The organism is Novosphingobium sp. fls2-241-R2A-195 (genome assembly GCF_030209485.1).
Classification (GTDB): domain Bacteria; phylum Pseudomonadota; class Alphaproteobacteria; order Sphingomonadales; family Sphingomonadaceae; genus Novosphingobium; species Novosphingobium resinovorum.
In genome coordinates, this window is record NZ_JARVRY010000032.1 from 130,261 (window position 1) to 156,484 (window position 26,224).

Here is a 26,224-nt window from a genome sequence, read left to right on the forward strand (position 1 = left end):
GCAGGATGCGGGCACTGATCCGCCAGGTTTCCATTTTCGACGGCACCGGCTCGGCGCTCCGGACAGGCTCCGTTCTGGTCGAGGGCGAGCGTATCGCCCGCGTCGCGCCGGGTGAGGACGCACTCGCCGATGAGGCCGCCGATCTGGTGATCGACGGGCGCGGGCTGACCCTCATGCCCGGCATGGTCGATGCGCATACGCACCTGACCTGGGCTTCCTCGCTGGAGAAGGTCTACCACCAGTTCATCCTGCCGCATGACGAACTGAAGGTCGCAGCCTGGCGCAATGCACGGGTGCTGCTCGACCACGGTTTCACCAGCCTATACTCGGCCGGTGCCCTGGGTGACATGATCGAGCCGGATCTCGCCCGCGCCATCGAGGAGGGCGATACGCCCGGCCCGCGCCTCGTCCCCTCGACGCTGGAGCGCAGCCCCGAAGGCGACGATACCGGCGACGTGTTCAACGGCCGTGGCCCGGAGGCGATGCGCCGTTTCGTGGCTTATTGCGCGGACGAGGGCGTCAAGTCGATCAAGCTCGTGGTCTCGGGCGAAGATGCGCTCAAGCCCGGCAGCGCGATGGACGTGCTCTATACCCGCGAGGAAATGCTGGCGGCGGGGGAGGCCACCCGCGAGGCCGGGATGTGGATCGCCTGCCATACTTATTCGCCCGAGGCGATCGGCCTCGCGCTCGATGCGGGCGCGCGAATCCTCTACCACTGCTCCTTCGCCGACGAAGCGACGGTGGAGCGGATGGCGGCGGAGAAGGACAGGTTCTTCTATGCCCCCGGTCCCGGTGTCTCGGTCGCCGCGCTGGAGGCGAACCCGCCGCCACACGTCGACATGACGCACATGAAGGCGAGCGCAAAGGTTCGCATGGACCTTGAGGCGAAGCTGATCCCGCAACTGAAGGCGCGCGGCGTGCGCGTGCTGGTCGGCGGCGACTATGGCTTCCCGTTCAACCCGCATGGCCGCAACGCGCGCGACCTGCAGCACTTCGTCGATTACTTCGGCTTCACTCCCGCCGAGGCGCTGCAGGCGGCGACCCAGCATGGCGGCGAACTTATGGGCATCGAGACCGGCGTGATCCGCGAGGGCTGGCTGGCCGATCTGCTGCTGGTGGACGGCGACCCGACGCAGAACGTTGCGATCCTGCAGGACAAGGATCGCCTGAAGATGATCATGAAGGGCGGCAAGCTGCACAAGGCTCCAAGTGACATCTTGGCCGGGGCCGGGGCCGGGGCAGGGGTCGCCGCCGCCGCGAACTGAGTTTTAACAGGGACGAAAATCATGTCGTACGACGTCGTTGTCGTAGGCTGCGGCCCTGTGGGCGCGCTGGCCGCGAACCTTCTCGGCCTGAAAGGGCTGCAAGTCCTCGTTCTCGAACGGGAACTGGAACACTATCCCCTGCCGCGTGCGGTCCATCTCGACCATGAGATGATGCGCCTGTTCCAGTCGGCCGGGGTGATCGACCGTGTCGAGGGCGACATGATCGCCACTGACGGGCACCTCCATGTCGGCGCGGATCACGGCGTCATCCGCTATATGGGCACGGTGGGCAAGCCGCGCCCGTTTGGCTGGGCGAACGACTACTTCTTCTACCAGCCCGAGCTGGAAGCCCACTTGCGCGAAGGCTTCGCCGGCATGGCGAACGTCACGCTGAAGCTGGGCGCGACGTTCACCGGTCTGGAGCAGGATGCGGGCGGCGTTACCGTGTCCTACGACGAGGGCGGTGAGCGGCAGACCGCCTCGGCCCGCTGGGTGATCGCTTGCGACGGCGCGCGCAGCACCGTGCGCAAGGCGCTGGGCGTGGACCTCGACGATCTCGATTTCGAGGAGCCCTGGCTGGTCGTCGATGCCGAAGTGCAGGGGCCGGTCAGCTTCCCGCCGATCGCGGGTGTGCCCGAAGGGGCAGACCTGCAGCGGCTGTCGGTGATGATGTGCGATCCGGTGCGCCCCGCGACCGTGGTGCCCGGCCGCCGCGATCATCGCCGCTGGGAATTCATGCTGCTGCCGGGTGAGGACGACAAGGCGATGTCTGCGCCGGACAAGGTCGCCGAACTGGTCGGCGCGTGGATGGCCGACGTACCGCACGAGATCGTGCGCGCCGCGACCTATCGCTTTCACGGCCTCGTCGCCCATCGCTGGCAGGTTGGCAATGTCTTCCTCGCGGGGGACGCCGCGCATCAGACGCCGCCGTTCTTTGGGCAGGGCATGTGCCATGGCCTGCGCGACGTCGCCAATCTGGCTTGGAAGATGGACGCGGTGATCAATGCGGGCGCGTCACCTGTGATCCTCGATACCTACCAGCCCGAGCGCGACCCGCACGTGCGGGCGGTGATCGGCGCGGCGGTGGCGGCCGGGCGCTACATCTGCGAACTCGACCCCGACCTTGCCGCCGCCCGTGATACCCGTATCCGTGAGGAAGCACGCGGCAAGCAGGGTGAGACCGCGCATGACCTGATCCCCGCGATCCGCGAAGGGCTGGTGCTTTCCGGCACTTCGGGTGCAGGCGCGCGCTTCGTCCAGCCGGTACTCGCCGACGGCAGCAAGCTGGACGAATGCACCGGCGACGGCTGGCGCCTTTTCGTCCGCGACGACACCGTGCCCGGCGACGCCGGGGGCGTCACCCGCGTCGTCGCGGCGGCGCTGGCGGACAATGAGGCGATCGCGTCGTGGCTTGACCATCATGGCGTCGATGCCGTGCTGGTGCGCCCGGACCACTACGTCTTCGGCACCGCCTCGGACAGCGCTGAGGACCTGCTGGCCGCTCGCGCGGCCCAGCTTTTCGATCATAAGGAACTGACCGCATGACCCTGACGCTCTTGCAGGCGCAGACCATCGTGACCGCCACGCTGGCCGAAGCGCGTTCGCGGGGCGCGAAGGCTTTGGCGGTGATCGTGCTCGACGCCGGAGCCCACCCGGTCGCCTTCGCGCGTGAGGACGGGGCGAGTCTCTACCGCTTCGACATCGCCCGCGCCAAGGCCGAAGGGGCCGTGGGCATGGACGCCGACACCGCCATCCTCGCAGAGCGTGCAAAGGGCAATCCGGTGTTCTTCCATAGCGTCAGCGCGGCCGTGGGCGGAGGCATCGCCTTCTCGCCCGGGGGCGTGGTGATCCGTGATGCGAAAGGCGCCCTGATCGGCGCGGTGGGTGTCAGCGGCGATACGGGCGAGTGCGATGCCGACTGTGCGCTCGCAGGGATCAGGGCGGCCGGACTTGTCAAGGAGACCGAGGCGTGAAAATGCGAAGCATTGAACTGGCGCTGCCCGATCCGGCCGCTGCTGCCGCCTTCATGACCGATGTGTGGGGCATGGCGCCCGCCGACGTGATCGGCACGACCCATTACCTGCGCGGTTCCGGTTCCTACCCCTACCTCGTCGCCTTCGAGCAATCGGCGGACGAGTTCGTCCGCTCCACGACCTTCCTGTGCTCGGCGGAGGAGCTTGACGGTATCTCGGGCCGCGCCGCCGCCGCAGGTTGGCCGCACCGCGCCACGGTCAGCAAGGACCCCGGCGGCGGGCACGGCCTGCTCGTCGAACTGCCTGAAGGCGAACTGCTGCGCTTCCTCGTCGATGCAGGCGAAGTCGAGCCGATCGCGGGCCGCGACCTGCCGGTCAAGCTCACCCACGTCGTGTTCAACTCGGCCGATGCCGAGGCGTCCGGGCTGGCGGTGGAGGAAGTGCTGGGCTTTCGCATTTCCGACCGGACCAAGGGCATGGTCTTCGTGCGCTGCAACGACAGCCACCACTCGACCGCTTTCGCGCGGGCGGGGATCAGTTCGCTCAATCACATCGCCTTCGAAATGGAGGACCTCGATGCGGTGATGCGCGGCATTGGGAGGCTGCGCGACCATGCGCTGGCGCCTGCCTGGGGGCCGGGGCGGCATGGGCCAGGGGCCAACGTCTACGCCTACTACATCGCGCCGTTCGGGCCGGTGATCGAATTCTCCACCGCCGTCGAGAAAGTGCCCGAGGACTACCGTGTCGGCGCGCCGGAGGACTGGACCTGGCCGGAGAACCGCATCGACCAGTGGGGCATCTCGGACAAGGATTTCGCCGGACTGCGCCGCGCCGAGGAACGCTTCCGCTTCCGCCGCGACTGGCAGGACGAAGCGCAAGGACAATGAAAACCGCTGCCGCCATTCCGGCAGGTCAGGAGAAAACGGACATGACCCAGTATATCAGTTTCCAGCGCCCCGACGACACCAGCAGCTTTGGCCGTCTCGATGGCGAGACGGTGCTCGATCTCGGCGCACCCGGCGGTGATGCGTGGCTGAAGGACGCGCTCGCGTGTGATCTCTCGGTGCTTGTCGTTACCGGCGAGTTCGCCCGTGCCGCCGTCAGGCTGCTGCCGGTGGTGCCGAACCCCGGCAAGATCCTGTGCGTCGGGCTCAATTACGCCACCCACGTCGCCGAGACCGGGCGCGAGCAGAAGGAGCACCCGGCGATCTTCACCCGCTGGGCCGACAGCCTGATCGCCGACGGCGACGCCATGGTCCGCCCGCTCGAAAGCGAACGCTTCGACTACGAGGGCGAGCTTGCGGTGATCATCGGCAAGGGCGGCCGCCGTATCGCGCCCGAGGATGCGTGGAACCACGTAGCCGGTTACGCGCCGTTCAACGATGGCTCGATCCGCGACTGGCAGCGTCACAACATCCAGTTCACCCCCGGCAAGACCTGGCCCGGCACCGGCGCCTTCGGCCCGCACATGGTCCCGGCGGGTGAAGTCGAGGACCTTGCCGCGCAGCGGGTACAGACCCGCGTGAACGGCGAACTGGTACAGGACCAGCCGGTCTCCGACATGATCTGGGATATTCCTACGGTCATCGCTTATTGCTCGACCTTCACCGAACTGCACCCCGGCGACGTCATCGCCAGCGGCACCCCGGGCGGCGTCGGCGACAAGCGCAAGCCCCCGCTCTACCTCAAGGCTGGAGACACCGTCGAAGTCTCGATCGGCGTGATCGGCACCCTTTCCAACCCCGTCATAGATGAAGCCTGAGCCGCTTCGACCAACCAGATAACAAGTTCAAGGGAGAGACAGACATGACCATTCGCAAGATTGCGCTGCTTTCGGGCATCGCTCTGAGCACCATCGGCGCTCCTGCCCTTGCGCAGGACGCCGGTGCGCCCGCCGACACTTCGACCGCCGACGCCTCGGGCAACGACATCATCGTCACCGCCCAGCGCCGCGCGGAGAAGGTGACCGAGGTGCCGATCTCGATCACCGTCGCCAGCGCGGCCCAGCTCGAGCGTCAGCAGGTGAACACCGTCAACGACCTCGCCCGCATCGCGCCGAGCCTCGAAATCCAGTCGGCACCGGGCCAGAACACCGGCGGGGGCGGATCGATCCGCGGCATCGGCACCCTGACGTTCTCTCCCGGTGCGGTCGCCTCGGTGGGCGTCGTGGTCGATCAGGTGAGCCAGGGCAACGCCAATATCTCGGACCTGTTCGACATCTCCCGCGTCGAGGTGCTGAAGGGCCCGCAAGGCACGCTGTTCGGCCTGACGACCTCTGCGGGCGTCATCAACATAACCACCAATGCGCCCGAATTCGGCGAGTTCTCCGGCCGCGTGCGGACCGAGCTGTCGAACGCCGGGACGGCCGGCGCCAAGTACGGCAACCAGGTCGTGCAAGGCGTCATCAACGTGCCGCTCGCATCCAATGCCGCGATGCGCGTCTCGGGCGTCGCCAACTTGCGCCAGGGCGTCAACCGCAACGCGACGACCGGTGATTATAACAACAACGACCGCTACGGCGTGCGCGGCCGCCTGCTGTGGGAACCGACAGACCGCCTCACCGTCAACCTCATCGGCGACTATTCGCAGACCCGCTACGAGAACGGCGGCGATTTCTTCACTTTCGTCAAGACCAGCGGTCCCGGCTCCTTCCTCGGTGGTGCGGGCTTTGACGCGGTGGGCATCACCGATCGCCTCGCCAGTTGCGGCGTTACCGTGCGGGAGGGCAACCGTGACTACTGCAGCAACAACGAGCAGATCGGCAAGGCGACCAGCTATGGCGGTTCGCTGCAGGTGGACTATGCGGCGGATCCGTTCACGCTGACCTCGATCACCGCCTGGCGCAAGGCGACCGAGACCGGGTACGGTGCGGCGTCCGACGTCTTCCGCGGCTCGCCGCTGGAACTGCAGGTGGCCAACGACCCGGTCGACCGCGACCTCGGCCTGTTCACGCAGGAGTTCCGCGTCAGCTCGGCGGCGGGCTCGCCCATCGAGTATACGGCCGGCGCGTTCTATTCGAGCCAGAAGCAGACCCGCATTCCCGAGATCGTTCGGGTCACGCTGGTCCCGGTTCCGGGCGTCGTGATCCCGATCGTCACATCGACCACGCCCGCGCTGACGATCCGCGACGAATCGCTGGCCTTCTTCGGGCAGGCGACCGGCCACGTTTCGGACAGCTTCCGCCTGATCGGCGGCGTGCGCTACACGACCGATCGCCTTTCGCTGAACACCGCGACGTCCGAGACCGAAACCTTCCTCGACGTTGCCAAGTGGTCCTGGCGTGCGGGCGCGCAGTACGACCTGACACCGACGATGATGAGCTACGCCACCGTATCGCGCGGGTTCAAGGGCGGTCAGATCGCGGTTCCGGCAGTTGGCGATCCCTCCGTCGTCCAGCCCGAGATCCCGACTTCCTACGAAGCGGGCCTCAAGGCCACGCTGTTCGGCGGCTGGGTGGCCGACCTCAGCGTGTTCTACATGAAGATCCGCAACTTCCAGGCGCAGCAGTGCACCGTCGACGACAACGGCATCATCTCGTGCGTCCAGACCAACATCAACGGCGTGAAGACGCGCGGCGCCGAGCTTAACTTCTTCGGCAAGGTGACGCCCAACCTCTCGCTCAACACCGGCTTCATCTACGCCAAGGCGACTTATCCCGGCGGCTTCGTCGGCACCGACGGGACTGATATCGGCGGCACGCAGCTGGCTAATTCGCCGCGCTACAAGTTCACGCTCTCGGGCGAGTACGAGCAGGACTTCGGCGATACCCTGGCCGGGTTCCTGGCGGTGGACACCGTTTGGAAGTCGCGCGTGCGGTACGAAGCGAACTCGGTGGCGGACACGACCTTCCGCGCCCACTGGATGGTCGGCGGGCGGGTCGGCCTGCGCACGCAGGACCAGCGCTATTCGGTCGCGCTGTTCGTGCGCAACCTGTTCAACGTGCACGAACCCTCGCTGATGCAGAGCGACTTCCCCTACACCAGCACGACGACTGCGGGGGCGAGCGAAGGCAACATCGGCGCGATCTACGGGCCGCAGTCGTTCCGGAACGTCGGCATCAGCCTGGACGCGAAGTTCTGACGATGGCGGCGCCGTCAGGTCTGGACCTTCGGGCGCTGCGCCGCCGCGAACAGGCGATCAGCGCGATCATCAACGCGGTGCTGAGCGCGGTGTTCTTCGCCATCGTCTTCGGCCCTTCCGCAAGGCCGTTGACGATGGCGGCGCCGGATCGCTTCGCGCTCGATTTCGTGCCGCAAGGGGTGATGGTTTCACTCATGGCTTCGCTGGTGCCAACCCTGCTGGTGCGGGCGAAGCTGCGCGGGATGGGGCTGGCGACGCCCGCAAGCGTTGCGGGGATCGTCCTGCGCGGCGTGGCTTGCGGCATCGCTTCCGCGCTCGTCCTCGCGGGGCTGGCACTGTTCGGGCCGCTCCACGAAGTGCCCAGCCATCCGGCGCTGGCTTTCAAGGTCGTGTATGGCGCGCTGTTGGGGCTTGCCTGTACGCGGCTGGCGGTGTCCTTCCTGTGCGTCCGGACGCTGAAGGAGCAGGCTGCGTGACCGATACGATCGCCGAACTCGGAACCCGCCTCGGCCCCGATGTGGTGGGTGCGGTGAGGGCGCTCTATGCGCCCGAGCAGGAGCCCCGCGCCGCCGCGCTTGCCCCTGTCGCAAGCGACTTCGCCTATGGCCCGCATCCGCGCAACCGGCTTGACCTCTATCGCGAGGGGGAGAGCGGAGGGCTGCGTCCGGTGCTGCTGTTCGTCCACGGCGGAGGCTTCCTCGTTGGCGACAAGGGCGGTGACGGGAACGGCAACGGCGGCTGGGCCAACGCCCATCTGGGCCGCTGGGCCGCCGTGAACGGGATGCTGGGCGCGGTGATGAACTACCGCCTCGCGCCCGATGAGACCTGGCCCGCCGGGGCCGAGGATGTCGCCGCTGCCGTCGAATGGCTGCAGGAGCACGCGGCCGAGCACGGCGGCGATCCCGAGCGGATCGTGCTACTGGGCACCTCCGCCGGTTCGGTTCACATTGCCGGTTTCCTGAAGCTGCGGAGCGACCATGCCGGGATGGTGCGCGCCGCCGTCCTGCTCTCGGGGCTCTACGGCTTCACCCCGCTCGATGAGCGCGACATGCTCTACTACGGGCCGCAGGACGCCTACGCCGGACGGATGCCGCGCAAGGCAGTGGTCGAGACCGCGCTCCCCTTGCTGCTCGCTTGTGCCGAGTTCGATCCGCCGCGCTTCCAGGCCGAGTGGGCCGGGCTTCTGCAGGCCCGGCTGGACCGCCACGGCCGCCTGCCGCGCGCGCACTATGCCAGCGGCCACAACCATTACTCGATGGCCATGCACATCGGCACCGCTGACCGGCGGCTTTCCGACGAAATCCTGACTTTCATCTCCGCGCATTCGTGAGGAAATCCTGATGACCCAGATAGACCGCCGCAGCATGCTCGCCGCCGCCGCCATGATCGCGGCTGCTCCCGCCGTGTCGCGCGCCGCCGCGAAGCGCCCGAGCCCGGCTTTTCCCGCAGGCTTCCTGTGGGGCGCCGCCACCGCGCCGCACCAGATCGAGGGCAACAATGTCGCCTCCGACTTGTGGCCGCTGGAGAACCAGCAGCCGACGATCTTCGCCCAGCCTTCGGGCGATGCCTGCAACAGCCTGGAACTGTGGGCCAGCGACCTCGACATTGTGAAGTCGCTCGGCCTCACGTCCTATCGCTTCGGCGTGGAGTGGGCGCGGATCGAGCCGGAGAAGGGCCTGTTCTCGCAGGCGATGCTCGATCACTACAAGGCGATCGTCGCGGGTTGCCACGCGCGCGGACTGAAGCCGCTGGTGACGTTCAACCACTTCACCGCGCCGCGCTGGTTCAGCGCGCAAGGGGGCTGGACCAACCCGGAATCGGCGCAGCTCTTCGCGCGCTACTGCGACAAGGTGGCCCGCGCGATCGGCGCCGACATTGCCATGGCCATGACACTGAACGAGCCCAACCTGCTGTTGATCCTCAAGCCGATGCTGCCCCCGCCGGTATGGGACATGCAGCGCCAGACCCTTGCCGCCGCCGCCAAGCGCTTCGGCGTGGAGAAGTACGTCTGCGCCAACGTCGCCGCGCTCGAGGACCTCGACGCGATCCAGACCGGGCTGCTGGCCGGACACAAGGCGGCGCGCGCGGCGATCAAGGCGGTGCGTTCGGACCTGCCGGTCGGCTTCACTCTCTCGGTGCTGGACGACCAGGCGGCGGGCCGCAACTCGATCCGCGACAAAGTGCGCGCGGAAACCTACGGGGCCTGGCTGGAAGTGGCGAAAGCCGACGACTTCATCGGCGTGCAGAACTACGAACGCGCGGTATGGAACGACAAGGGGCGGCTGCCGCATCCCGATGGTGCGGACGTCAACTGGTCGGGCACCGAGGTATGGGCGCCCTCGCTCGCGGGTGCGGTGCGCTACGTCCATGAGGCGACGCGGGTGCCGGTGCTGGTGTCCGAGCACGGCGTCGGCACAGGGGACGACACCTTGCGCGCGCGCTTCATCCCCGCCGCGCTGGAGGGGCTCAAGCAGGCGATCGACGACGGAGTGCCGGTGCTGGGATACATGCACTGGTCGCTGCTCGATAACTTCGAGTGGATCTTCGGCTACAAGCCTCGCTTCGGCCTGTGCAGCGTCGATCCCGCCACCTTTGCCCGCACGCCCAAGCCCAGTGCTTCGGTGCTCGGCGCGATCGCGCGGCGAAATGCATTGTAACGCATGCGGGCTTTTAAAATTAGAATTAATATATTAATACATGCGAGAGCCTGAAGCGGCTCCGCAGGATACAGATGGGGAGGATGGAATGCCGGGTCGCCGTTTTCGTGTGATGCTGATGCTCGCTTCGGCCCTGGCCGCGCCGCATGCGGTGGCGAAGGAGGAGGCACCGACCATGGCGGCGGCGGAGACAGGCGACCCGCTTCAGGAGGCGTTCCGGGACCCGCCGAACTCGGCCCGGCCGCGCGTCTGGTGGCACTGGATGAACGGCAACATCACCAAGGACGGCATCGCCAAGGACCTTGCATGGATGAAGCGCGTCGGCATCGGCGGTGCCCAGACTTTCGACGCCAACCTGCAGACGCCGCAAGTGGTGGACCGCCGCCTCGTCTACATGACGCCCGAATGGAAGGACGCCTTCCGCTTCGCCGCGCATGAGGCGGACCGGCAGGGGCTGGAACTGGCCATCGCTTCCTCGCCCGGCTGGTCGGAAACCGGCGGGCCATGGGTGCAGCCGCGCGATGGCCTGAAGAAGCTGGTCTGGTCGGAGACGTCCATAGCGCCGGGCAAGCGCTTCAATGGCAAGTTGACGACGCCGCCACAGACGACCGGGCCTTACCAGAGCTTGACCCCGCCGCTGTCGATCGAGGAGATGATCTCCGGCCACCCCGCGCCTCCCGGCCCGCAGTTCTACGGCGAGATCGGCATCTTCGCGTTCCCGGAGGCGATGCCGGTTTCGCTGGCGGCGGCCCGCGCTTCGGATGGGCTCGGCAACGCGCTGGATGCTGCGGCCCTCGGCGATGCGGACATCGCGGGCGGCATCACGCTGGTGCGCAAGGAGGGCGCTGCGCCCGAACTGCATCTGGACTACGCCCGGCCGACGGAGGTGCGTTCGGCGACGGTCTATATTCCGGATGTGGTCGTGCCCTTTGCCGGAGCGGCGTTCACGGCGGCGCTGGAGGCGAGCTCCGACGGCGCCGCCTGGACCCCGATCACCACGCTGACGCTGGGCGCGGTGCCGACGACTGCCAGCTTCGCGGCCGTCACCGCCGCGCATTTCCGGGTGGTGCTTAATCCGCGCAAGCCCGATGGCGGACTGGGCTCCCCCGTGCCGGGCACGGCCATGGCGGGGCTGTTCGACGGCATCGGCGCGATGATGGCGAAGAAGCCGCTTGTCGTCGGCACTTTCGCACTGGGCACGGCAAGCAAGGTCGACCGCTTCGAGACCAAGTCCGGCTTCATCATGAGCCGCGATTACTACGCGCTGGGTGAACCGGCCGACACCGCAGGCGGCGTGACCCCCGCCAGCGTCGTCGACCTGACCGGCAGGCTGCGGCCCAACGGCTCCCTCGACTGGCAGGCTCCGGCGCTGCCGAAGGGACAGCACTGGCGCGTCCTGCGCATGGGCTATTCGCTGCTCGGCACCACCAACCATCCCGCCTCGCCCGAAGCGACCGGGCTGGAGGTGGACAAGTTCGACGGCGCGGCGGTGCGCCGGTATCTCGACCACTACATCGGCATGTACAAGGACGCCGCCGGTGCCGACATGGTCGGCAAGCGGGGCGTGCGCGCGCTGCTGACAGATTCCATTGAGGTCGGCGAGGCGAACTGGACGCCCCGGATGATCGAGCAGTTCCAGAACCTGCGCGGCTACGATCCGCGTCCCTGGCTGCCCGCGCTCACCGGCACGCTGGTGGGCACGCGTGCGCAGTCGGACAAGTTCCTCTACGACTATCGCCGCACCCTGGCCGATCTCCTCGCCAGCGAGCATTACGGCACCGTCGCCAAGGTCGCCCACGAGAACGGCCTGATCGTCTACGGCGAGGCGCTGGAGGACAAGCGCCCGATGCTGGGCGACGACATGACGATGCGCAAGGCGACCGACGTGCCGATGGCGGCGATGTGGACTTTCGGCAAGGACGACGGCCCGCGCCAGACGCTGATCGCCGACATGAAGGGCGCGGCATCTGTGGCGCATCTCTATGGGCAGAACCTTGTCGCGGCGGAATCGATGACGGCCTCGATGGCGCCCTGGGCCTTCGCGCCCAAGGACCTGAAGCGCTTCATCGACATGGAATTCGTCAATGGCGTCAACCGGCCGGTGGTCCATACCTCGGTCCATGTCCCGGTCGACGACAAGAAGCCGGGCCTCTCGCTGTTCATCTTCGGCCAGTACTTCAACCGCATGGAAAGCTGGGGCGAGATGGCCAAGCCCTGGGTCGATTATATCGCGCGGTCCTCGCTGCTGCTGCAGGCCGGGCGTAACGTCGCCGACGTCGCCTACTTCTACGGCGAGGAAGCCCCGCTGACCGGGCTCTACGGCGACAAGCCGGTGGCCGACGCCCCGGTCTCCCATGCCTATGACTTCCTCAGCTTCGATGCGCTCGACACCCTGCTGAAGAACGACGGTGCCGACCTCGTTGCGCCCAGCGGCGCGCGCTACAAGGCGATCTACCTAGGCGGCTCATCGCAGCGCATGAGCCTCGCGGCGCTACGCAAGCTGGCGTCACTCGTCGAGGGCGGGGCGACCGTGATCGGCAACGCACCGGTCGCGACGCCGGGCATGGACGGGCGGGGGCAGGGCAGCGATGCCGAGTGGTCCGCTCTCGTCGCCAGGCTGTGGCCCGGTGCCGGCGAGGCGCGGGTCGGGCAGGGCCGAGTCATCCCCGGCACCGACGTGGAGGCTGCGCTCAAGGCGATCGGCACCGCGCCGGACTTCACCTTCACCGGAGCCGCAGCCGGGGCCAAGATCCCCTTCGTCCACCGCAGGGACGAGCGCGGCGACATCTATTACCTCAGCAACCCGCATGACAGCGCCCAAACCGTCGAAACGCATTTCCGCGTGACCGGCAAGGCACCGCGCCTGTGGCACCCGGAAACGGGCGAGAGCGAAGCCGTCAGCTACCGCATCGAAGGCGATGAGACGATAGTGCCGCTCTCGCTGGTGGCGGGCGATGCGGTGTTCGTGGTGTTCCATGAGGCTGCGACCGCGCGATCGCTCGATGTGCCGGTCAAGACCGCGACGACACTGGCCACACTCGACGACAACTGGACCGTGCGCTTCCAGCCGGAACGCGGCGCGCCGGCCTCGACCCGGCTGACGACACTCGCGCCGCTCGACCACAATGCCGATCCGGCGATCCGGTACTTTTCGGGAGAGGCGATTTATACGCGCAGCTTCGCGCTGCCCGAGGGTGCCCGGCCGGGCAAGTCGTTGCTGCTCGACCTAGGCCAAGTGGGCGATCTGGCGCAAGTCACGGTCAACGGGCGCGACATGGGCACCTTGTGGCATGCGCCCTACCGCATCGACGTCGGCCGCGCTCTCAGGAAGGGCGCGAACACGATCGAGGTCAAGGTCGCGAACCTCTGGGTCAATCGCTTGATCGGCGACCAGCAGGCCGGCGCGAAGCCAATCACCTGGACGGCGATGCCGACCTACCGTCCCGATGCACCGCTGCGCCCTTCGGGTCTGATCGGACCCGTGACCCTGATCGGCCGTTAGATCTCGCTGACGCTCAAGGGCATGTTCACGACAGCCTGTAGTGCGCCACGTAGCCGAGGTGATCGGAGAAAACGTCCTTTCCGGTGTTTTCGCCGAGGGGAACCTCGAGGCTGCGCAGGCGCATAAGGCCGCGATAGTACAGCTTGTCCTTGTTGCGTTCGCGGATGGCGGCAAGGTCGCGCTGCTGGTCCGGTGCGGCTTCTGTAATCGTGGTTGCTTCCTGCCCGCCTGCGATGAGGTTGCGCGCGGCGGCGATCCGCTCCGGGTCTCCGCCGATGTTGAAGTCCCCGCCCAGGATAAGGTCCGTGCGCGGATCGACCTGCCGGCGCAGGAAGGCGCGCATGGCCTCCACCTGCCGCGTGAAGGCCATGTTGGCGCGGGCGACCGGCACGCCCGAAGCCTTGCGCGAATTGAGGTGGGTGTCGGCCACCGCGACCGGTCCGGCGCGCCCCGGCACCGCGATCCAGGCGATGACGACGCCCTTGCTGGCAAGGCAGTCGAACCCGGCGCACATCGCCTCGGGGAAGGTCATGCGGCTGGCTTTCACGATCGGATGATCCGACAGGATGACGAGGCCGCTGTCGACTTGCGGGCCGACCGTCTCGCCCCGGCTCCACGAAGCCTTCTGCACGAAGGCGTCGGCCTCGCCGCCGGCAGGGGCTGCGTCCTTGACGCCGGGGCCGAGCAGGACGTGGGCGTAGCCCGCCTGCCGGGCGATGGCCTTGGCCTCGGGAATGAAGGCTTCCTGTAACAGGATGACGTCGGGCTGCCGTCCTTCGCGGCGCAGCTTGCGGAGCCGGTCGCCGATCGCTTCCAGCGCCTCGGCCCGGCCATAGGCGAGCGGGAAGGGCAGGCCCTTCACGTTATAGGTCATGACCGAAAGCGTTCCGTCATCGCGCACCGAGGTAGCGAAGGGACGTTCGGGCGCCGCCGCCGGTGACGGCTTTGACAGGTTGAGCACGACGACCGCAGCGGCCGTCGCAAGCGACATCTTTGTCAGGCTCTTCATGCGACGCGTTCCCCCCGAACTTTTCGCAACGTGGTCCTGACGGCGCCACTAGGCGCGCCGTGTGAAACTGGCGTTGCGGTTCGGTGAAGGCTGCGTGACGGTGTTCAGAGCAGGACGACGCCCTCGATCGTCATTGCGAGCATAGCGAAGCAATCCAGGGCGGTTTACGCGGCCCTGGATTGCTTCGCTATGCTCGCAATGACGAAGTGGCGCTTATTCCCCGCCCAGCTTCAGGCCCTTGAGCGCGGCGAACGGGCCGCTGTCCTCGGGCGTGCCGAGTCCCGCCGCCTTGCGCGCCGTATCGGCCTCGGGCCCGGTCAGGAACGGGTCGATGGCAAGGGCGAGGCTCTGCGCCACCGCCTCGCCGATATCGACGTGGGTGCCTTCGTATTCGATCTCGTCGAGTTCGTCGGCGGTCAGCTCGACTTCCTCGTCCGGGGCGTAATCCGTCGCCATGGGCACGAAACGGAAGAACAGCGGCTCGTCGATCGATACCGGGACATCCTCAGCGGAAACGGCGCAGGGCTGGACGATCTCGGCCTTGAGGGTGCCGCGCGCCTCGACGCGAAAGCCGCCCTCGCGCTCCGACGTCGAGAGGTCGAGTTCGGCGACGAGTTCGTCGATCTGAACCAGCAGAAAGCGTTCGGTGAGCGCGGCCCGCTCGGCTTCGTTGGGCGAGAGGCGGACGTGTTTGCCTTCGATCTGGCGCACGTCCAGCAGGCGGGAGAATTCAGGGGTCATCGCGCGATCCTAGCAGCAAGCAGGTCTTCGTTGGAGAGGGCATCGATCTGCGCGTGAAGCGCGCGAACGCGGGCGGCGAGGCGCGCGGTGTCGGCGCCTTCCACCAGCGTGACGTTGCGCTCCAGCGCGGCGGCGAGCGCGGCGTCGTCCTGTGGGAGCGCATCGCGCAGGGCACCGATCCGGCCGCCCAGCACGCTCATCAGCTTGCCCATGCGCTTGCCGACGACGAGATCGCCGACACCCGACTGGCGCAGTTGGCCGTCCATGTCGTCCACGAACAGCTCGGTCAGCCGCACCGAGGGGTTGATCAGCGTATCGTCGGTTTCCTTGTCGCGCTCGGCGCGCAGCATGACCAGCGCCATCACCAGCGTCACCGCGTCGAAGCGGCCAGGCACGGTATCGGCGACACCGCACTCGGCATACCATGCCTTTTCGCGCGCGATTTCGACCACGCGATGCCACAGCGGCCGCGCGGCTTCGCGGGAGTCGGGGCCTTTGCCGAGAAGGCGGGAGATCAGGGACACGATGGTTACGGGCCTTTCTTCGAGGATATCCGTTAAGGAGCAATTCAACCGGTCTGCCCCAACGCCCATTGCGCGGGCGCGGATGGGGCCTTAAGGCCGTCTGGCGATATATGGGTATGGGCGCGGCTGGCAATGCCTGCGGCTTCTATACCTGCGGTTTGGAGTGTTGAAATGCGCAAGGTGGGTCTCAAGGTGGCAGCGGCAGGCATTGCGCTGGCGGTCGCCACTCTGGTGGGCGGCTGCACGTCGATCCGCGACCATCGTGGTTACCTGATCGACCAGGCGCTGCTCGATTCGGTGCAGCCGGGCATCGACAACCGCATGTCGGTGGAAAAGACCCTCGGTCGCCCGACCTTCGAAAGCCAGTTCGGCACCAAGGACTGGTACTACGTCTCGCAGCAGGTGAAGACGCCGCCGTTCCGCAAGCCGCGCACGGACAGCCAGACCGTGCTGCGCGTCCGCTTCGACGCGGCTAACAACGTCGTCGGCGTCGACAAGCGCGGCGCGGAACAGGTCGCGCGGATCAATCCCGATGGCCACGTCACGCCGACGCTGGGCCGCCACCGCAGCCTGCTCGAGGATCTGTTCGGCAACATCGGCGCGGTCGGCGCGGGCGGCATGGGCGGCAACACCGGCTCGAACACGGGCCCAGGTCCGAACGGCAGCTGATCTCCTGTCTTGAACCATTCGGAGCGCGGCATATATCCGCGCTCATGAACAACGACGGGGCGAGCCACGGCCTCATTCAGTGGCACGGAACGACCATCATCGGCGTACGCAAGGGCGGCAAGACCGTCATCGCCGGCGATGGTCAGGTTTCCATGGGCAACACGGTCATGAAGCCGAACGCCCGCAAGGTCCGGCGCATCGGAGAAGGCGGCAAGGTCATCGCCGGCTTCGCGGGCGCCACTGCCGACGCCTTCACCCTTTTCGAGCGTCTGGAACGCAAGCTGGAGCAGTATCGCGGCCAGCTCATGCGCGCGGCGGTCGAACTCGCCAAGGACTGGCGCACCGACAAGTATTTGCGTAACCTAGAGGCGCTGATGATCGTCGCGGATGCCGATACCCTGCTGGTGCTGACCGGCAACGGCGACGTGCTGGAGCCCGAGGGAGCGGCTGGCGGCGACAGCCAGATCACCGCGATCGGTTCGGGCGGCAACTATGCTCTGGCCGCTGCCCGCGCGATCGACGCCTATGAAACCGATGCCGAGACGATCGCGCGCAAGGCCATGCAGGTCGCCGCCGACATCTGCGTCTTCACCAATGACCGCGTGACGGTCGAGACCGTCTGAGCCGGGAACCCACATGAACGACAATCTCACGCCCAAGGCGATCGTCGCCGCGCTCGACGCGCACATCGTCGGCCAGACCGAGGCCAAGAAGGCCGTCGCCGTTGCCTTGCGCAACCGCTGGCGCCGTCAGCGCCTGAATGCCGACCTGCGCGACGAGGTGACGCCGAAGAACATCCTGATGATCGGCCCGACGGGCTGCGGCAAGACCGAGATCAGCCGCCGCCTGGCGAAGCTGGCCGACGCACCCTTCGTGAAGGTGGAAGCCACCAAGTTCACCGAAGTCGGCTACGTCGGCCGCGATGTCGAGCAGATCGCCCGCGACCTCGTCGAGGAAGCGATCCGGCTGGAGAAGGAGCGCCGCCGCGAATCCGTGCGCGAGGCGGCCAGCAAGGCGGCGATGGATCGCCTGCTCAACGCGCTCGTCGGCGATGGCGCCTCGGAGGCGACGCGCGCCGCCTTCCACCAGCGCATCACCGAAAACGCGATGAACGAGACCGAAGTGGAGATCGAGGTCGAGGACGCTCCGGCGGGCCCGATGGAGATTCCCGGAATGGGCGGCTCGGTCGGCATGATCAACCTCGGCGACATCATGGGCAAGCTGGGTGGCCAGCGCATGAAGCGCCGCAAGATGAAAGTGCCCGACGCCTGGGACAAGCTGGTCGACGAGGAGTCGGAAAAGCGGCTGGATCAGGACGACGTCGCCCGCGTCGCGCTGGCGAACGCCGAGCATAACGGCATCGTCTTCCTCGACGAGATCGACAAGATTGCCGTCTCGGACGTGCGCGGCGGCTCGGTCAGCCGCGAAGGCGTGCAGCGCGACCTGCTGCCGCTCATCGAGGGCACCACGGTCGCCACCAAGTACGGCCCGATGAAGACCGACCACGTCCTCTTCATCGCCAGCGGTGCCTTCCACGTCGCCAAGCCGAGCGACATGCTGCCCGAACTTCAGGGGCGCCTGCCGATCCGCGTCGAATTGAAGGCGCTGACCGAAGAGGACTTCGTGCGCATCCTCTCGGAGACGCGCGCCAACCTCATCGCCCAGTACAAGGCGCTTCTCGGCACCGAGCAGGTGACGGTGGAAGTGACCGCAGACGCCATCGGCGAGATCGCGAAGATCGCCGCGCAAGTGAACGAGAGCGTCGAGAACATCGGCGCCCGACGTCTCCAGACCGTGATGGAAAAGCTGCTCGAGGAACTCAGCTTCGAGGCCGAGGACCGCAAGGGGGAAACGGTGACGATCGACCAGACCTATGTGCGCGACAAGCTGTCCGGCCTCGCGGGCAACGCGGATCTGTCCAAGTACATTCTCTGACGGCAGCACCGGAATGGTTCAGACGGGGCGCGGGCAGCTTGCTCGCGCCCTTTTTGTTCCTTGAATGTTCCTGTCAATCGCGTAGCTTCGGCGGCGAAGGAGAATCGCGATGAAACTCGAAGGTGGATGCCAGTGCGGCGCGGTGCGCTACAGCGTCGAAGGGGAGCCGCAGCACGTCGCGTTCTGTCATTGCGCCGATTGCCAGAAGTCTTCCGGCGCGCCGGCTGTCGCATGGGCAGCTTACGCGGCGGATGACTTCGCGGTGACGGCAGGAGCGGCTTCGTCCTACAGCTCCAACGGGGATGCGATCCGTCATTTCTGCCCGACGTGCGGATCCGGGCTCTATTACGTCAACGAAGCGGTCCTGCCCGGTCTGGTCGATATTCAGGTCGCCTCGCTGGACAAGCCCGATACCCTGCAGCCGCAGGCGCACATCCAGGTTGCCGAGCGTATCAGCTGGATGAAGCACGCGGCCAGCCTGCCGGAGTTCGAGCGCTATCCGGGATGACGGTGGCCTGTACGCTTGCAGAGCTGGATCTGGACCGGGACGGAGTAAAACTCCACCCTGGGTTGGCCTTGCCTATGCTCGCCGGGTTCGAAACGGTCTTGGGACGAATGCCGGATGGCCGGGCCGGGTTACGCATTGCGGCTGAACCGGAACTGGCCACTTTGCTTGGCGTTGCGGGGCCGGTCAGCACTGCGGTGCGCGAAACTTTGGGAGAGGGGGCTCAGCCGGTCCGGGCGGTGTTGTTTGACAAGAATGACGAGGCGGGGTGGGCGCTCGGCTGGCATCAGGATCGGACAATCGCTGTGCTGCGAAAGGTGGAGGCGCCGGGTTTTGGGCCATGGACGGTCAAGCAAGGCATCACCCATGTCGAGCCGCCGTTCGCGGTGATCGAGGGTATGCTGACTGTGCGCATTCATCTCGATCCTGTCGATGCGGAAAACGCCCCGCTGCTGGTCGCATCGAGTTCCCATAGGCTGGGTCGGATTCCTGCGGCCGAAGCGGAGGCAGTCGCAGCAAGGTTGCCCAATCACGTCTGTCTCGCCAAAATCGGCGATGTGTGGTTTTATCGCACGCCTATCCTTCATGCCTCCAATGCCGCACGGCCGGGCCGCAGGAGGAGGGTTTTGCAGGTCGATTATGCGATCGGGGCCTTGCCGTTCGGGCTGGAATGGCTAGGCATCTGATATCGGATAACCAGAGTGCTTCACATGTACCAGACCCCGGAAGATCGCCCCGTATATCGCCTGCTGACAGGAGCGGACGACCGTGCCTTCTGTGAGCGCGTGTCGGAAGCTCTGGCGCAGGGCTGGCGGCTCTACGGTTCGCCGTCACTATCATGGGATACGGCCGAGAACTGCATGAAGGCTGCCCAGGCCGTCGTCTGGCACGAGGCCGACGTCGTCAAGTGACAGTCAGCGAGGGGCGTCGTCCGTAGGGCTGACGTCGTGGTCTGCCCGATCCATGGCAAAGGCACGCTCGGCGATGCTCTCGGCCTTTGCCTGCGCCACATTGGAGGGCAGGGCCAGCGGGATGGCGCAGAGGGGCGTTGCCGCGAGGGCAAGCGCACCGATACCCGCAAAGCTGGACTTCATCGAATCATGTTTCCGGCAGAACTCTTCCCGAACGAACTGCTGAAGGTTCAAAGGGTTCCCTGACGGGTTCACCGTGATTGAGGCACGGTCCGCAGGCTTTCGCCTTGCCCGCACGCCCCGCATCGCGATGCTCGACTTGCCCTGACGCAGGAGCATTCAGGCTGATTGTTCCAGAATTTGCGGTCTGTAATGTTTTTTCGCCAGGTGATGTCGCCTGACGGGAAAACGCCTAAGCTTGCGGAGAACGACATGGTCCTCAAGACGGTCGCCCCTCTTGCCGCCGCGGCCTTCGTCGCCGTGCCGGTCGCGGCGCAAGACATTGTGCCCATAATCTCGCCAGGTCAGGCAGCGGAGGGCGTGTTCAACCGTGCGCGCATGGAGGAACAGGCGCGCCGCCAACGCGAAAAGGATGCAGGGCAGGAAGCATCGAGCGATACGCCATCCGATTCCCGCCCCGCGCCCGGCACGCCGGAATTCCAGAAACAGGCGTGCGACAACCGCCCGATCTATCGCCGGCAATATGGCGAGGACCATCCGCAGGTCCAGAAACTCGAGGCGCTGTGCAAGGCCTCGGGTTACTGAACTACTCGGCGGCCTCGATCATCGCTTCGGCTTCGGCCGCCTGGCGCGCCCACATTTCTGCGTAGAGCCCGTCATGGCGCAGCAGTTCGGAATGGGTGCCGCTCTCTGCCAGCTTCCCTTCGTTGAGGACGAGGATGCGATCCGCGTCGGCGATGGTCGACAGGCGATGGGCGATCGACAACGAAGTGCGATGCTCGGCCACGCGGTGCAAGGTGGTGAGAATGTCCTGTTCGGTGCGGGTGTCCAGCGCACTGGTCGCTTCGTCGAGGATCAGGATTGGCGGGTTCTTGACCAGCGTTCGCGCGATCGCGACGCGCTGCTTCTCTCCGCCCGAGAGCTTGAGACCGCGTTCGCCGACTTCGGTTTCGAAGCCCTGCGGTAGCCGGTCGATCAGGCCCATCAGCGCCGCGCCGCGTGCCGCGGTCTCGATCTCCTGGACCTCGGCGCCGTCGCGGCCGTAGCCGATGTTGTAGCCGATGGTGTCGTTGAACAGCACCGAATCCTGCGGAACGATACCGATCGCGCCGCGCAGGCTCACTTGAGTGACCTCCCGTATGTCCTGCCCGTCGATCAGGATGCGGCCCGAAAGCGGATCGTAGAAGCGATAGAGCAACCGCGCGATCGTCGACTTGCCCGCGCCCGAGGGGCCGACGATGGCGAAGGCCTGACCGGCAGGCACCTCGAACGAAAGACCATGGAGGATCGTGCGGTCGGGTTCGTAACCGAAAACCACATCATCGAACACGATCGAAGGCTTGCGAATGACCAGCGCGGGCGCTCCCGGCGCATCGGGGACTTCCACCGAGGTGTCGAGCAGGCGGAACATCTCGGCCATGTCGATCAGGCCCTGCCGGATCGTGCGATAGACCATGCCCAGCATGTCGAGCGGCCGGAACAACTGCGTGAGGTAGGTCTGCACGAAAACCAGCTGGCCCGCCGAATAATTGCCGCGCCACCAGCCGTAAACCGTCCAGGCCAGGGCACCCGCCATCAGCAGGTTGATCACCACGCCCTGCACGATGTTGAGCAGGCCGAGCGAATTCTCGCTCTTCACGGCGGCGACGGCATAGGCGCGGGTCGCCTGTGCGTATCGTTCTTCTTCCCGCTTTTCGGCGGAGAAGTACTTCACCGTCTCGTAGTTCAGCAGCGAATCGACCGCGCGGGAAAGGGCTTGCCCATCGAGGCGGTTCATCTGCTCGCGCAGCTTGGTCCGCCATTCGGTGATGACGCGGGTAACCCAGATATAGGCGGCAATGGCGAGCGCCGTCGCGGCGACGAGGCCGGGGCCGAAATTGACCCAGAAGATCACCGCCACGACCAGCAGCTGCAGCACGGTGGGGGCGATGTTGAACAGCATGAAGTAGAGCATCGTGTCGATGCTCTTGGTCCCGCGCTCGATGGTCTTGGTGACTTCGCCGGTGCGCCGGGCAAGGTGGAAACGCAGAGACAGCCGGTGCAACTGGCCGAACACGTTCTCCGCCAGTTGGCGCGTCGCGTCCTGCCCGACCTTCTCGAACACGATATTGCGCAAGTTGTCGAAGCCGGTCTGCGCCAGCCGTCCGGCCGAATAGCCGAGCACCATGAGCATGGTCAGCTGGAGCAGCTTCGGCCCGGTCGTGCCCATCAGGTCGACCGCCCACTTCATCATGTACGGCAGCACCAGCTGCGTCGCCGTAGAGAGAACGATGAACACGCAGGCCCAGACGATCCGCCAGCGCAGCGCCGGATTGTCGCGCGGCCACAGGTACGGCAGGAAGCGCAGGAGCGTGCGCCAGCCATCGTGGCGGGCATTGGAATCGCGAACGGCGGTATCGGGAGGCATCGGCGCTATTTAGGGCCTCGACGTCACGAAACAATCCGGCAATGCGCTGTCCGTCAACGCGCACCGGCCAGGTCAAACGAAACCTTGCGCTTCGTGAAGTCGATGGCGACACGCTTGAAGGCCCGCAATTCGCGCATGCCAAGGAAGATCGCGGGCTTGCGGCTGAGCTTCAGCTCGCTGAACGCGGGGGCGTCGGCATAGGCTATGACGACGTTGGATACGCCGATCCCGCCCAGCTCCAGCTTGTCCGCGACGCCGAGATCGACGGCGAGTTCCTGCCCGGTGACGCTCGATACCGCACCCTTGAGCATGGCCTGTCGTGGCTTCTTCGCCAGTGCCTCCTGCAAGGCGCGGTTGCCGATCGTGCCGCTGGCGCCGGTATCTATGACGACGTCGGTGCGTACGCCATCGATCAGCGCGTCGGTCATGATCAGGCGGCCGGAGCGCTCCTTGGCGCGCACCACAATCTCGAAGCCGCGCCCGCCGCCGGTCTCGGCAAGGTTGCCGATGGTGATGGTGTTTCGCGCGAAATCGAGGAGCACGCGCTGATGCTGCAGGCTGTCGGTGCCGAGAATCCCGTCGGCGCCCATGTTCGCGCGTTCGAGCAGGGGCACGGTCAGGCCGTAAAAGGCGCGCGGGCCGATCGTGATGGATTCGACCTGGGCCGTGGCGACGTCATGCGCTCCCGCGATGCCCACCACGCGCACTTGCGGTCCCTGCGCCAGCTTGAGGGTGCCTGCCAGCGCGGTTGAGACGACGGTGCGCTGGGATCCGGTGTCGATGAGGAAGCGATAGGGCCCGGTCCCATGGACGGCGACGGCGATGGTCATGCGTGCATGGGCGTCGGTGTCGCCCTGGACCATATCGCCCTGCGGCTCGGCGCCGGGCTGTGCGGGGCCCGTGATCGGGGCAGGGGTTGCCCCGAGGATAACGGGATTGGCGATCAGCATCGCCAGCGCCATGCTCATTCCCGACATTGCATCCTCCCCGCGAGGTACGTGCCTCGCGTTCTTTATAGAGAATGTCAGTTTATCACGATATTGCGTGGAACACTACGTGAAACGGATAAATATTTCAGCTTTGGCTGAGGCGCAGGCGCATCCGTATCGGCGTGAGAATGTGCCCCGCCATGCCCTTTATGTCGTCTCGAGCGGGGTGCCGAAACAGCATGATCGCAGCCACCCAGGCCACCACGGATGCCGTACCGGCGACTACAAGTCCGACGAATCCAAGCGTCGCCGGTGACCGCCACGCCGTGACGGCATAAAGCGCCGGCGCGATCGTCACCACCGCGACAAGGATGGACGATGCGTAGACCCTGACGGTCGCGCGCCAGCGAAAGCCGATCATCCGCTGGAGCCAGAACGCATAAAGAAAGAACCACCCGAGGCCGTAGACGAGCCGGGAGGCCGCCGCCGCTTCCACGCCGATGGCCGCCCCCGCCGCCAGCGTGCCGACCGACAGCGCTGTGTCCGCGAGGTTGAACCAGAGCAGGACTTTCAGCCGCCCCAGCAGGATCGGCAGGTCCATGTGCAGCGGCAGCGCGACGAAACAGCACTCGGCAATCGCGACGAAGGCGAGCAGCGGCGCCGCCTCGGCCCAGCCGGGACCGTAGAGCAACAGGATCACCGGCTCGCTGAGCACTGCCAGCAGGGCCATGGCGGGCCAGACGATCGCGCCATGCGCCGCGACCACGCGCTCGTAATAGGGGCCGAGATCCTTGCCCTCGTCGCGCAGTCGCGCGAAAGTCGGATAGTAGATCGCGCTCACCGCGCCCGCCACGAGGTAGTGAAGTTGCGTCGCCAGCGCGACGCCCCGGCTGAACAGGCCTGCCGCCGTCATGCCCTGCATGCGCCCGACGATAAGGTCGGGCGTGCGCATGCCGATCCCTCCGGAGAGATAGAGCAGCGCGCTGCCCGATCCGAATCCGATGATCTCGCGTGCCCTTTCGCGCCGTACCCGAAGGCTGGGCGGGGTCGGTCGCAGGATCTGGGCCGCCACGGCGCGCGCGGCGGCTTGTGCGATCATGGCCCAGGCGAGCGAAGTGGCCGAGAACCCCAGCGCCGCCAGCGTCAGCGCGCAGGCGCTGTTTGTTACCGATCCGGCGGCGTTGACGATGAACGTCGCCCTGAAGTCGAGCCGCCGCGACAGCAGTGCCACCGGCACGATGCTCCAAGGATTGAGCAGGTAGGATGCCGCGATCAGCCCGAATATGGGGAACAGTCTCGGTTCCCCATAGAACCGCGCCACCGGCCAGGCGATTGCGAGGATCAGCGCCGCAAGCAAGAGCGAGAACCCCGCTGCGATCACGGTGCAATGCCGCACCGTGTCCTCGTCGGCGGTGGGGTGCCGTCCCAGATAGCGGGTAAGTCCGAAGTCCTGGATCACTGAAAGGATCATCGCCGCAGCCAGCGCGACGGAGAACAGGCCGATCTCTTCGGGCTTCAGGAAGAAGCGCGAGACGATGACCGAGGTTGCGAATTGCAGCACGAATTGCGTGTACTGGCTCGCCGCTGCCCAGAGGGCTGCGGACTTTACGCTGCCGGTGCCCCGGCCTGCATCCGTGGCGCGGGGCTCGGCGGCGGGTGCTTCGATCTCGACCGTCATGGGGCGGTCAAGTCGAAGTCGAGGTCGTGAGCGTGGCGGCAAGGCGCAATGCACGCACCGGCTCGCCGAAGCGCACGAGTCTGGCGACGGTGCGCCACATGCCGTCACGCCGCCCGCCATCGCGCAAGTGGCTCACCAGCAGATCGAATCCTTCATCACGCATGGCGCTGGCCGAATAGAGCAGGCCGAGCGCGACCTGCTCGCGTACTTGCCGGGAAATGCCGGGACGGCCGAAAAGGGAGTCGAGTTCGCCGATCGGCGGCAGGTGCTCGAGGTCGGCGGTCGGATCGGGGCGTCCGGCCTTGCGCTCGCGCCAGGCGATCTGGGCGACGGCCGTGCCGATCTGCTGCTCGGTGGCGTGGCGAGAGGAGACTTGTCCAGGATAGCGCCGATAGCGCAACAGGCGCTCGGGAATATTGCCGAGTCTGGTCACGCTCGACAGACGCAGCCACAGGTCGAGGTCCTCGCAATGCCGGAATGCGGCGTGATAGCCGCCGACCGACCGGACTACGTCACGGCGATACATCGCGGCGGGATGGCATATCAGTTGCCCGCCGATCTCTATCGCGGCGAGCAGTTCCTCGTGTGTCTCGGGATGGTCGGCGCCGGACCGGACGAGCTTTTCGCCATTTTCTCCGATGTCCTCGCTCCAACTGCCGACGACGCCATATTCGGGATGGCCCGCCAGAAAGCCGATCTGCCGGGCGAAGCGGTCCGGCCTGCAGATGTCGTCGGCGTCCATGCGTGCGATGATCGGTGCGCGGGCTGCGTCGATCATCTCGTTGAGGCTGGCCACGAGCCCGCGATTTTCGCGTACGATGGGGCGAATACGCGGATCGCGTTCCGCGTATTCGCGAATGAGTCCCGCCGAACCGTCGCTGGAACCATCGTCGATGATGAGGAACTCGAAATCGGCGAAGTCCTGCGCGAGGACGCTCTCGATCGCGGATGCAAGGAAGCGCTCGCCGTTGAAGACGCTCATGGCCACGCTGATCGCCGGTGTCGGCATGTAGGTAACAGATTCCTCATCAAGGCCGCGCGCCGGAAAGCGCGTTTGCAAATCAGCCCTTATGCCTGCCGTGGTAAAGAAAGCGTTGGGGATGAGGAAGCCGGGGATGCAAGGGGGGCAGGGGAAGCTTAAGCCTCGGGCGCTGACGCTCACATCCCCCTCTCCCGTTCGAAGGTCGGTTCATCGGGCGTTCCTCCCCTGTTGAAAACATTTTTGAAAATTGAGTGTTGACCGAATCAGAAGCCCCCCT

Annotated in this window: 25 protein-coding genes; 17 read left to right on the forward strand and 8 right to left on the reverse strand. The window is 66.4% G+C overall.

Annotated features, from left to right (window positions below; translation table 11 throughout):
• Positions 1–5: 5 nt before the first annotated feature.
• The 10 genes from QRN25_RS23180 to QRN25_RS23225 all read left to right on the forward strand — a co-directional run bounded on the left by QRN25_RS23180 (position 6) and on the right by QRN25_RS23225 (position 13,477).
• Positions 6–1,265: an amidohydrolase family protein gene (locus tag QRN25_RS23180; protein WP_285021681.1), complete on the forward strand. Its 1,260-nt coding sequence runs from the start codon at positions 6–8 to the stop codon at positions 1,263–1,265.
• A gap of 21 nt (positions 1,266–1,286) precedes the next feature.
• Complete coding sequence (locus QRN25_RS23185) at positions 1,287–2,810, forward strand: bifunctional 3-(3-hydroxy-phenyl)propionate/3-hydroxycinnamic acid hydroxylase (protein WP_285021682.1); 1,524 nt, start codon at positions 1,287–1,289, stop codon at positions 2,808–2,810.
• Positions 2,807–3,238 (forward strand): GlcG/HbpS family heme-binding protein, encoded by a 432-nt coding sequence (locus QRN25_RS23190; protein ID WP_285021683.1) that lies wholly within the window; start codon positions 2,807–2,809, stop codon positions 3,236–3,238. Before QRN25_RS23185 ends, QRN25_RS23190 begins: the two co-directional genes overlap by 4 nt.
• A complete protein-coding gene (locus QRN25_RS23195; protein WP_285021684.1) occupies positions 3,235–4,125 on the forward strand; it encodes a VOC family protein in 891 nt (296 codons plus the stop codon). Before QRN25_RS23190 ends, QRN25_RS23195 begins: the two co-directional genes overlap by 4 nt.
• A gap of 41 nt (positions 4,126–4,166) precedes the next feature.
• Positions 4,167–5,000, forward strand: coding sequence for a fumarylacetoacetate hydrolase family protein (locus QRN25_RS23200; RefSeq protein ID WP_285021685.1), 834 nt, complete (start codon positions 4,167–4,169; stop codon positions 4,998–5,000).
• Between the two features lie 44 nt (positions 5,001–5,044).
• Positions 5,045–7,318, forward strand: coding sequence for a TonB-dependent receptor (locus QRN25_RS23205; RefSeq protein ID WP_285021686.1), 2,274 nt, complete (start codon positions 5,045–5,047; stop codon positions 7,316–7,318).
• Positions 7,319–7,320: 2 nt separating this feature from the next.
• Complete coding sequence (locus QRN25_RS23210; protein WP_285021688.1) at positions 7,321–7,794, forward strand: hypothetical protein; 474 nt, start codon at positions 7,321–7,323, stop codon at positions 7,792–7,794.
• Positions 7,791–8,648 (forward strand): alpha/beta hydrolase, encoded by an 858-nt coding sequence (locus QRN25_RS23215; RefSeq protein ID WP_285021689.1) that lies wholly within the window; start codon positions 7,791–7,793, stop codon positions 8,646–8,648. The genes QRN25_RS23210 and QRN25_RS23215 overlap by 4 nt, the downstream gene beginning before the upstream one ends.
• 10 nt (positions 8,649–8,658) lie before the next feature.
• Positions 8,659–9,975, forward strand: a complete 1,317-nt coding sequence (locus tag QRN25_RS23220) for a family 1 glycosylhydrolase (protein ID WP_036529825.1) — start codon at positions 8,659–8,661, stop codon at positions 9,973–9,975.
• 88 nt (positions 9,976–10,063) lie between these two features.
• Positions 10,064–13,477 (forward strand): glycosyl hydrolase, encoded by a 3,414-nt coding sequence (locus tag QRN25_RS23225; protein WP_285021690.1) that lies wholly within the window; start codon positions 10,064–10,066, stop codon positions 13,475–13,477.
• Positions 13,478–13,502: 25 nt separating this feature from the next.
• Here QRN25_RS23225 and QRN25_RS23230 read toward each other — a convergent pair whose 3' ends face one another.
• The 3 genes from QRN25_RS23230 to QRN25_RS23240 form a co-directional block, all read right to left on the reverse strand.
• Positions 13,503–14,486 (reverse strand): endonuclease/exonuclease/phosphatase family protein, encoded by a 984-nt coding sequence (locus QRN25_RS23230; RefSeq protein WP_285021691.1) that lies wholly within the window; start codon positions 14,484–14,486, stop codon positions 13,503–13,505.
• Positions 14,487–14,699: 213 nt separating this feature from the next.
• Positions 14,700–15,227, reverse strand: a complete 528-nt coding sequence (locus tag QRN25_RS23235; protein WP_285021692.1) for a YceD family protein — start codon at positions 15,225–15,227, stop codon at positions 14,700–14,702.
• Positions 15,224–15,751, reverse strand: coding sequence for a ubiquinol-cytochrome C chaperone family protein (locus QRN25_RS23240; RefSeq protein ID WP_271184478.1), 528 nt, complete (start codon positions 15,749–15,751; stop codon positions 15,224–15,226). The genes QRN25_RS23235 and QRN25_RS23240 overlap by 4 nt, the downstream gene beginning before the upstream one ends.
• Positions 15,752–15,922: 171 nt before the next feature.
• Here QRN25_RS23240 and QRN25_RS23245 point away from each other — a divergent pair, with 171 nt between their 5' ends.
• The 6 genes from QRN25_RS23245 to QRN25_RS23270 all read left to right on the forward strand — a co-directional run bounded on the left by QRN25_RS23245 (position 15,923) and on the right by QRN25_RS23270 (position 19,771).
• Complete coding sequence (locus tag QRN25_RS23245) at positions 15,923–16,420, forward strand: outer membrane protein assembly factor BamE (protein WP_271184081.1); 498 nt, start codon at positions 15,923–15,925, stop codon at positions 16,418–16,420.
• Positions 16,421–16,464: 44 nt separating this feature from the next.
• Positions 16,465–17,043 (forward strand): ATP-dependent protease subunit HslV, encoded by a 579-nt coding sequence (gene hslV / locus QRN25_RS23250; protein ID WP_008832063.1) that lies wholly within the window; start codon positions 16,465–16,467, stop codon positions 17,041–17,043.
• A gap of 13 nt (positions 17,044–17,056) precedes the next feature.
• Positions 17,057–18,355 (forward strand): ATP-dependent protease ATPase subunit HslU, encoded by a 1,299-nt coding sequence (hslU, locus tag QRN25_RS23255; protein ID WP_271184082.1) that lies wholly within the window; start codon positions 17,057–17,059, stop codon positions 18,353–18,355.
• Between the two features lie 109 nt (positions 18,356–18,464).
• Positions 18,465–18,863, forward strand: coding sequence for a GFA family protein (locus QRN25_RS23260; RefSeq protein WP_271184083.1), 399 nt, complete (start codon positions 18,465–18,467; stop codon positions 18,861–18,863).
• Positions 18,860–19,546, forward strand: a complete 687-nt coding sequence (locus QRN25_RS23265; protein WP_285021697.1) for a phytanoyl-CoA dioxygenase family protein — start codon at positions 18,860–18,862, stop codon at positions 19,544–19,546. The genes QRN25_RS23260 and QRN25_RS23265 overlap by 4 nt, the downstream gene beginning before the upstream one ends.
• Before the next feature lie 24 nt (positions 19,547–19,570).
• Positions 19,571–19,771, forward strand: coding sequence for a DUF1737 domain-containing protein (locus QRN25_RS23270; protein WP_232493580.1), 201 nt, complete (start codon positions 19,571–19,573; stop codon positions 19,769–19,771).
• Between the two features lie 3 nt (positions 19,772–19,774).
• Here the strand turns inward: QRN25_RS23270 and QRN25_RS23275 are convergent, their stop codons facing one another.
• On the reverse strand, positions 19,775–20,110 hold the full coding sequence (locus QRN25_RS23275; protein WP_285021698.1) for a hypothetical protein: 336 nt from the start codon (positions 20,108–20,110) through the stop codon (positions 19,775–19,777).
• 9 nt (positions 20,111–20,119) lie between these two features.
• Here QRN25_RS23275 and QRN25_RS23280 point away from each other — a divergent pair, with 9 nt between their 5' ends.
• Complete coding sequence (locus QRN25_RS23280) at positions 20,120–20,536, forward strand: hypothetical protein (RefSeq protein ID WP_285021700.1); 417 nt, start codon at positions 20,120–20,122, stop codon at positions 20,534–20,536.
• A gap of 1 nt (position 20,537) precedes the next feature.
• Here the strand turns inward: QRN25_RS23280 and QRN25_RS23285 are convergent, their stop codons facing one another.
• From QRN25_RS23285 to QRN25_RS23300, 4 genes are all read right to left on the reverse strand, one after another.
• Positions 20,538–22,358, reverse strand: coding sequence for an ABCB family ABC transporter ATP-binding protein/permease (locus QRN25_RS23285; protein WP_285021701.1), 1,821 nt, complete (start codon positions 22,356–22,358; stop codon positions 20,538–20,540).
• A gap of 53 nt (positions 22,359–22,411) precedes the next feature.
• Positions 22,412–23,335: a retroviral-like aspartic protease family protein gene (locus QRN25_RS23290; RefSeq protein WP_271184087.1), complete on the reverse strand. Its 924-nt coding sequence runs from the start codon at positions 23,333–23,335 to the stop codon at positions 22,412–22,414.
• 97 nt (positions 23,336–23,432) lie between these two features.
• Positions 23,433–24,965, reverse strand: coding sequence for an oligosaccharide flippase family protein (locus QRN25_RS23295; RefSeq protein WP_271184088.1), 1,533 nt, complete (start codon positions 24,963–24,965; stop codon positions 23,433–23,435).
• Between the two features lie 7 nt (positions 24,966–24,972).
• The gene (locus tag QRN25_RS23300; RefSeq protein WP_285021704.1) at positions 24,973–25,974 is read right to left on the reverse strand and encodes a glycosyltransferase family 2 protein; all 1,002 of its coding nucleotides are present in this window, start codon (positions 25,972–25,974) and stop codon (positions 24,973–24,975) included.
• Positions 25,975–26,224 lie beyond the last annotated feature (250 nt).

Coding starts and splice junctions, on each gene's coding strand:
- QRN25_RS23295 (WP_271184088.1), bottom strand. CDS start 24,965: ATGACGGTCGAGATCGAAGCACCCGCCGCCGAGCCCCGCGCCACGGAT.
- QRN25_RS23190 (WP_285021683.1), top strand. CDS start 2,807: ATGACCCTGACGCTCTTGCAGGCGCAGACCATCGTGACCGCCACGCTG.
- hslV (WP_008832063.1), top strand. CDS start 16,465: ATGAACAACGACGGGGCGAGCCACGGCCTCATTCAGTGGCACGGAACG.
- QRN25_RS23185 (WP_285021682.1), top strand. CDS start 1,287: ATGTCGTACGACGTCGTTGTCGTAGGCTGCGGCCCTGTGGGCGCGCTG.
- hslU (WP_271184082.1), top strand. CDS start 17,057: ATGAACGACAATCTCACGCCCAAGGCGATCGTCGCCGCGCTCGACGCG.
- QRN25_RS23245 (WP_271184081.1), top strand. CDS start 15,923: ATGCGCAAGGTGGGTCTCAAGGTGGCAGCGGCAGGCATTGCGCTGGCG.
- QRN25_RS23260 (WP_271184083.1), top strand. CDS start 18,465: ATGAAACTCGAAGGTGGATGCCAGTGCGGCGCGGTGCGCTACAGCGTC.
- QRN25_RS23270 (WP_232493580.1), top strand. CDS start 19,571: ATGTACCAGACCCCGGAAGATCGCCCCGTATATCGCCTGCTGACAGGA.
- QRN25_RS23235 (WP_285021692.1), bottom strand. CDS start 15,227: ATGACCCCTGAATTCTCCCGCCTGCTGGACGTGCGCCAGATCGAAGGC.
- QRN25_RS23200 (WP_285021685.1), top strand. CDS start 4,167: ATGACCCAGTATATCAGTTTCCAGCGCCCCGACGACACCAGCAGCTTT.
- QRN25_RS23285 (WP_285021701.1), bottom strand. CDS start 22,358: ATGCCTCCCGATACCGCCGTTCGCGATTCCAATGCCCGCCACGATGGC.
- QRN25_RS23230 (WP_285021691.1), bottom strand. CDS start 14,486: ATGAAGAGCCTGACAAAGATGTCGCTTGCGACGGCCGCTGCGGTCGTC.
- QRN25_RS23180 (WP_285021681.1), top strand. CDS start 6: ATGCGGGCACTGATCCGCCAGGTTTCCATTTTCGACGGCACCGGCTCG.
- QRN25_RS23290 (WP_271184087.1), bottom strand. CDS start 23,335: ATGTCGGGAATGAGCATGGCGCTGGCGATGCTGATCGCCAATCCCGTT.
- QRN25_RS23220 (WP_036529825.1), top strand. CDS start 8,659: ATGACCCAGATAGACCGCCGCAGCATGCTCGCCGCCGCCGCCATGATC.
- QRN25_RS23265 (WP_285021697.1), top strand. CDS start 18,860: ATGACGGTGGCCTGTACGCTTGCAGAGCTGGATCTGGACCGGGACGGA.
- QRN25_RS23300 (WP_285021704.1), bottom strand. CDS start 25,974: ATGCCGACACCGGCGATCAGCGTGGCCATGAGCGTCTTCAACGGCGAG.
- QRN25_RS23225 (WP_285021690.1), top strand. CDS start 10,064: ATGCCGGGTCGCCGTTTTCGTGTGATGCTGATGCTCGCTTCGGCCCTG.
- QRN25_RS23275 (WP_285021698.1), bottom strand. CDS start 20,110: ATGCTCCTGCGTCAGGGCAAGTCGAGCATCGCGATGCGGGGCGTGCGG.
- QRN25_RS23205 (WP_285021686.1), top strand. CDS start 5,045: ATGACCATTCGCAAGATTGCGCTGCTTTCGGGCATCGCTCTGAGCACC.
- QRN25_RS23210 (WP_285021688.1), top strand. CDS start 7,321: ATGGCGGCGCCGTCAGGTCTGGACCTTCGGGCGCTGCGCCGCCGCGAA.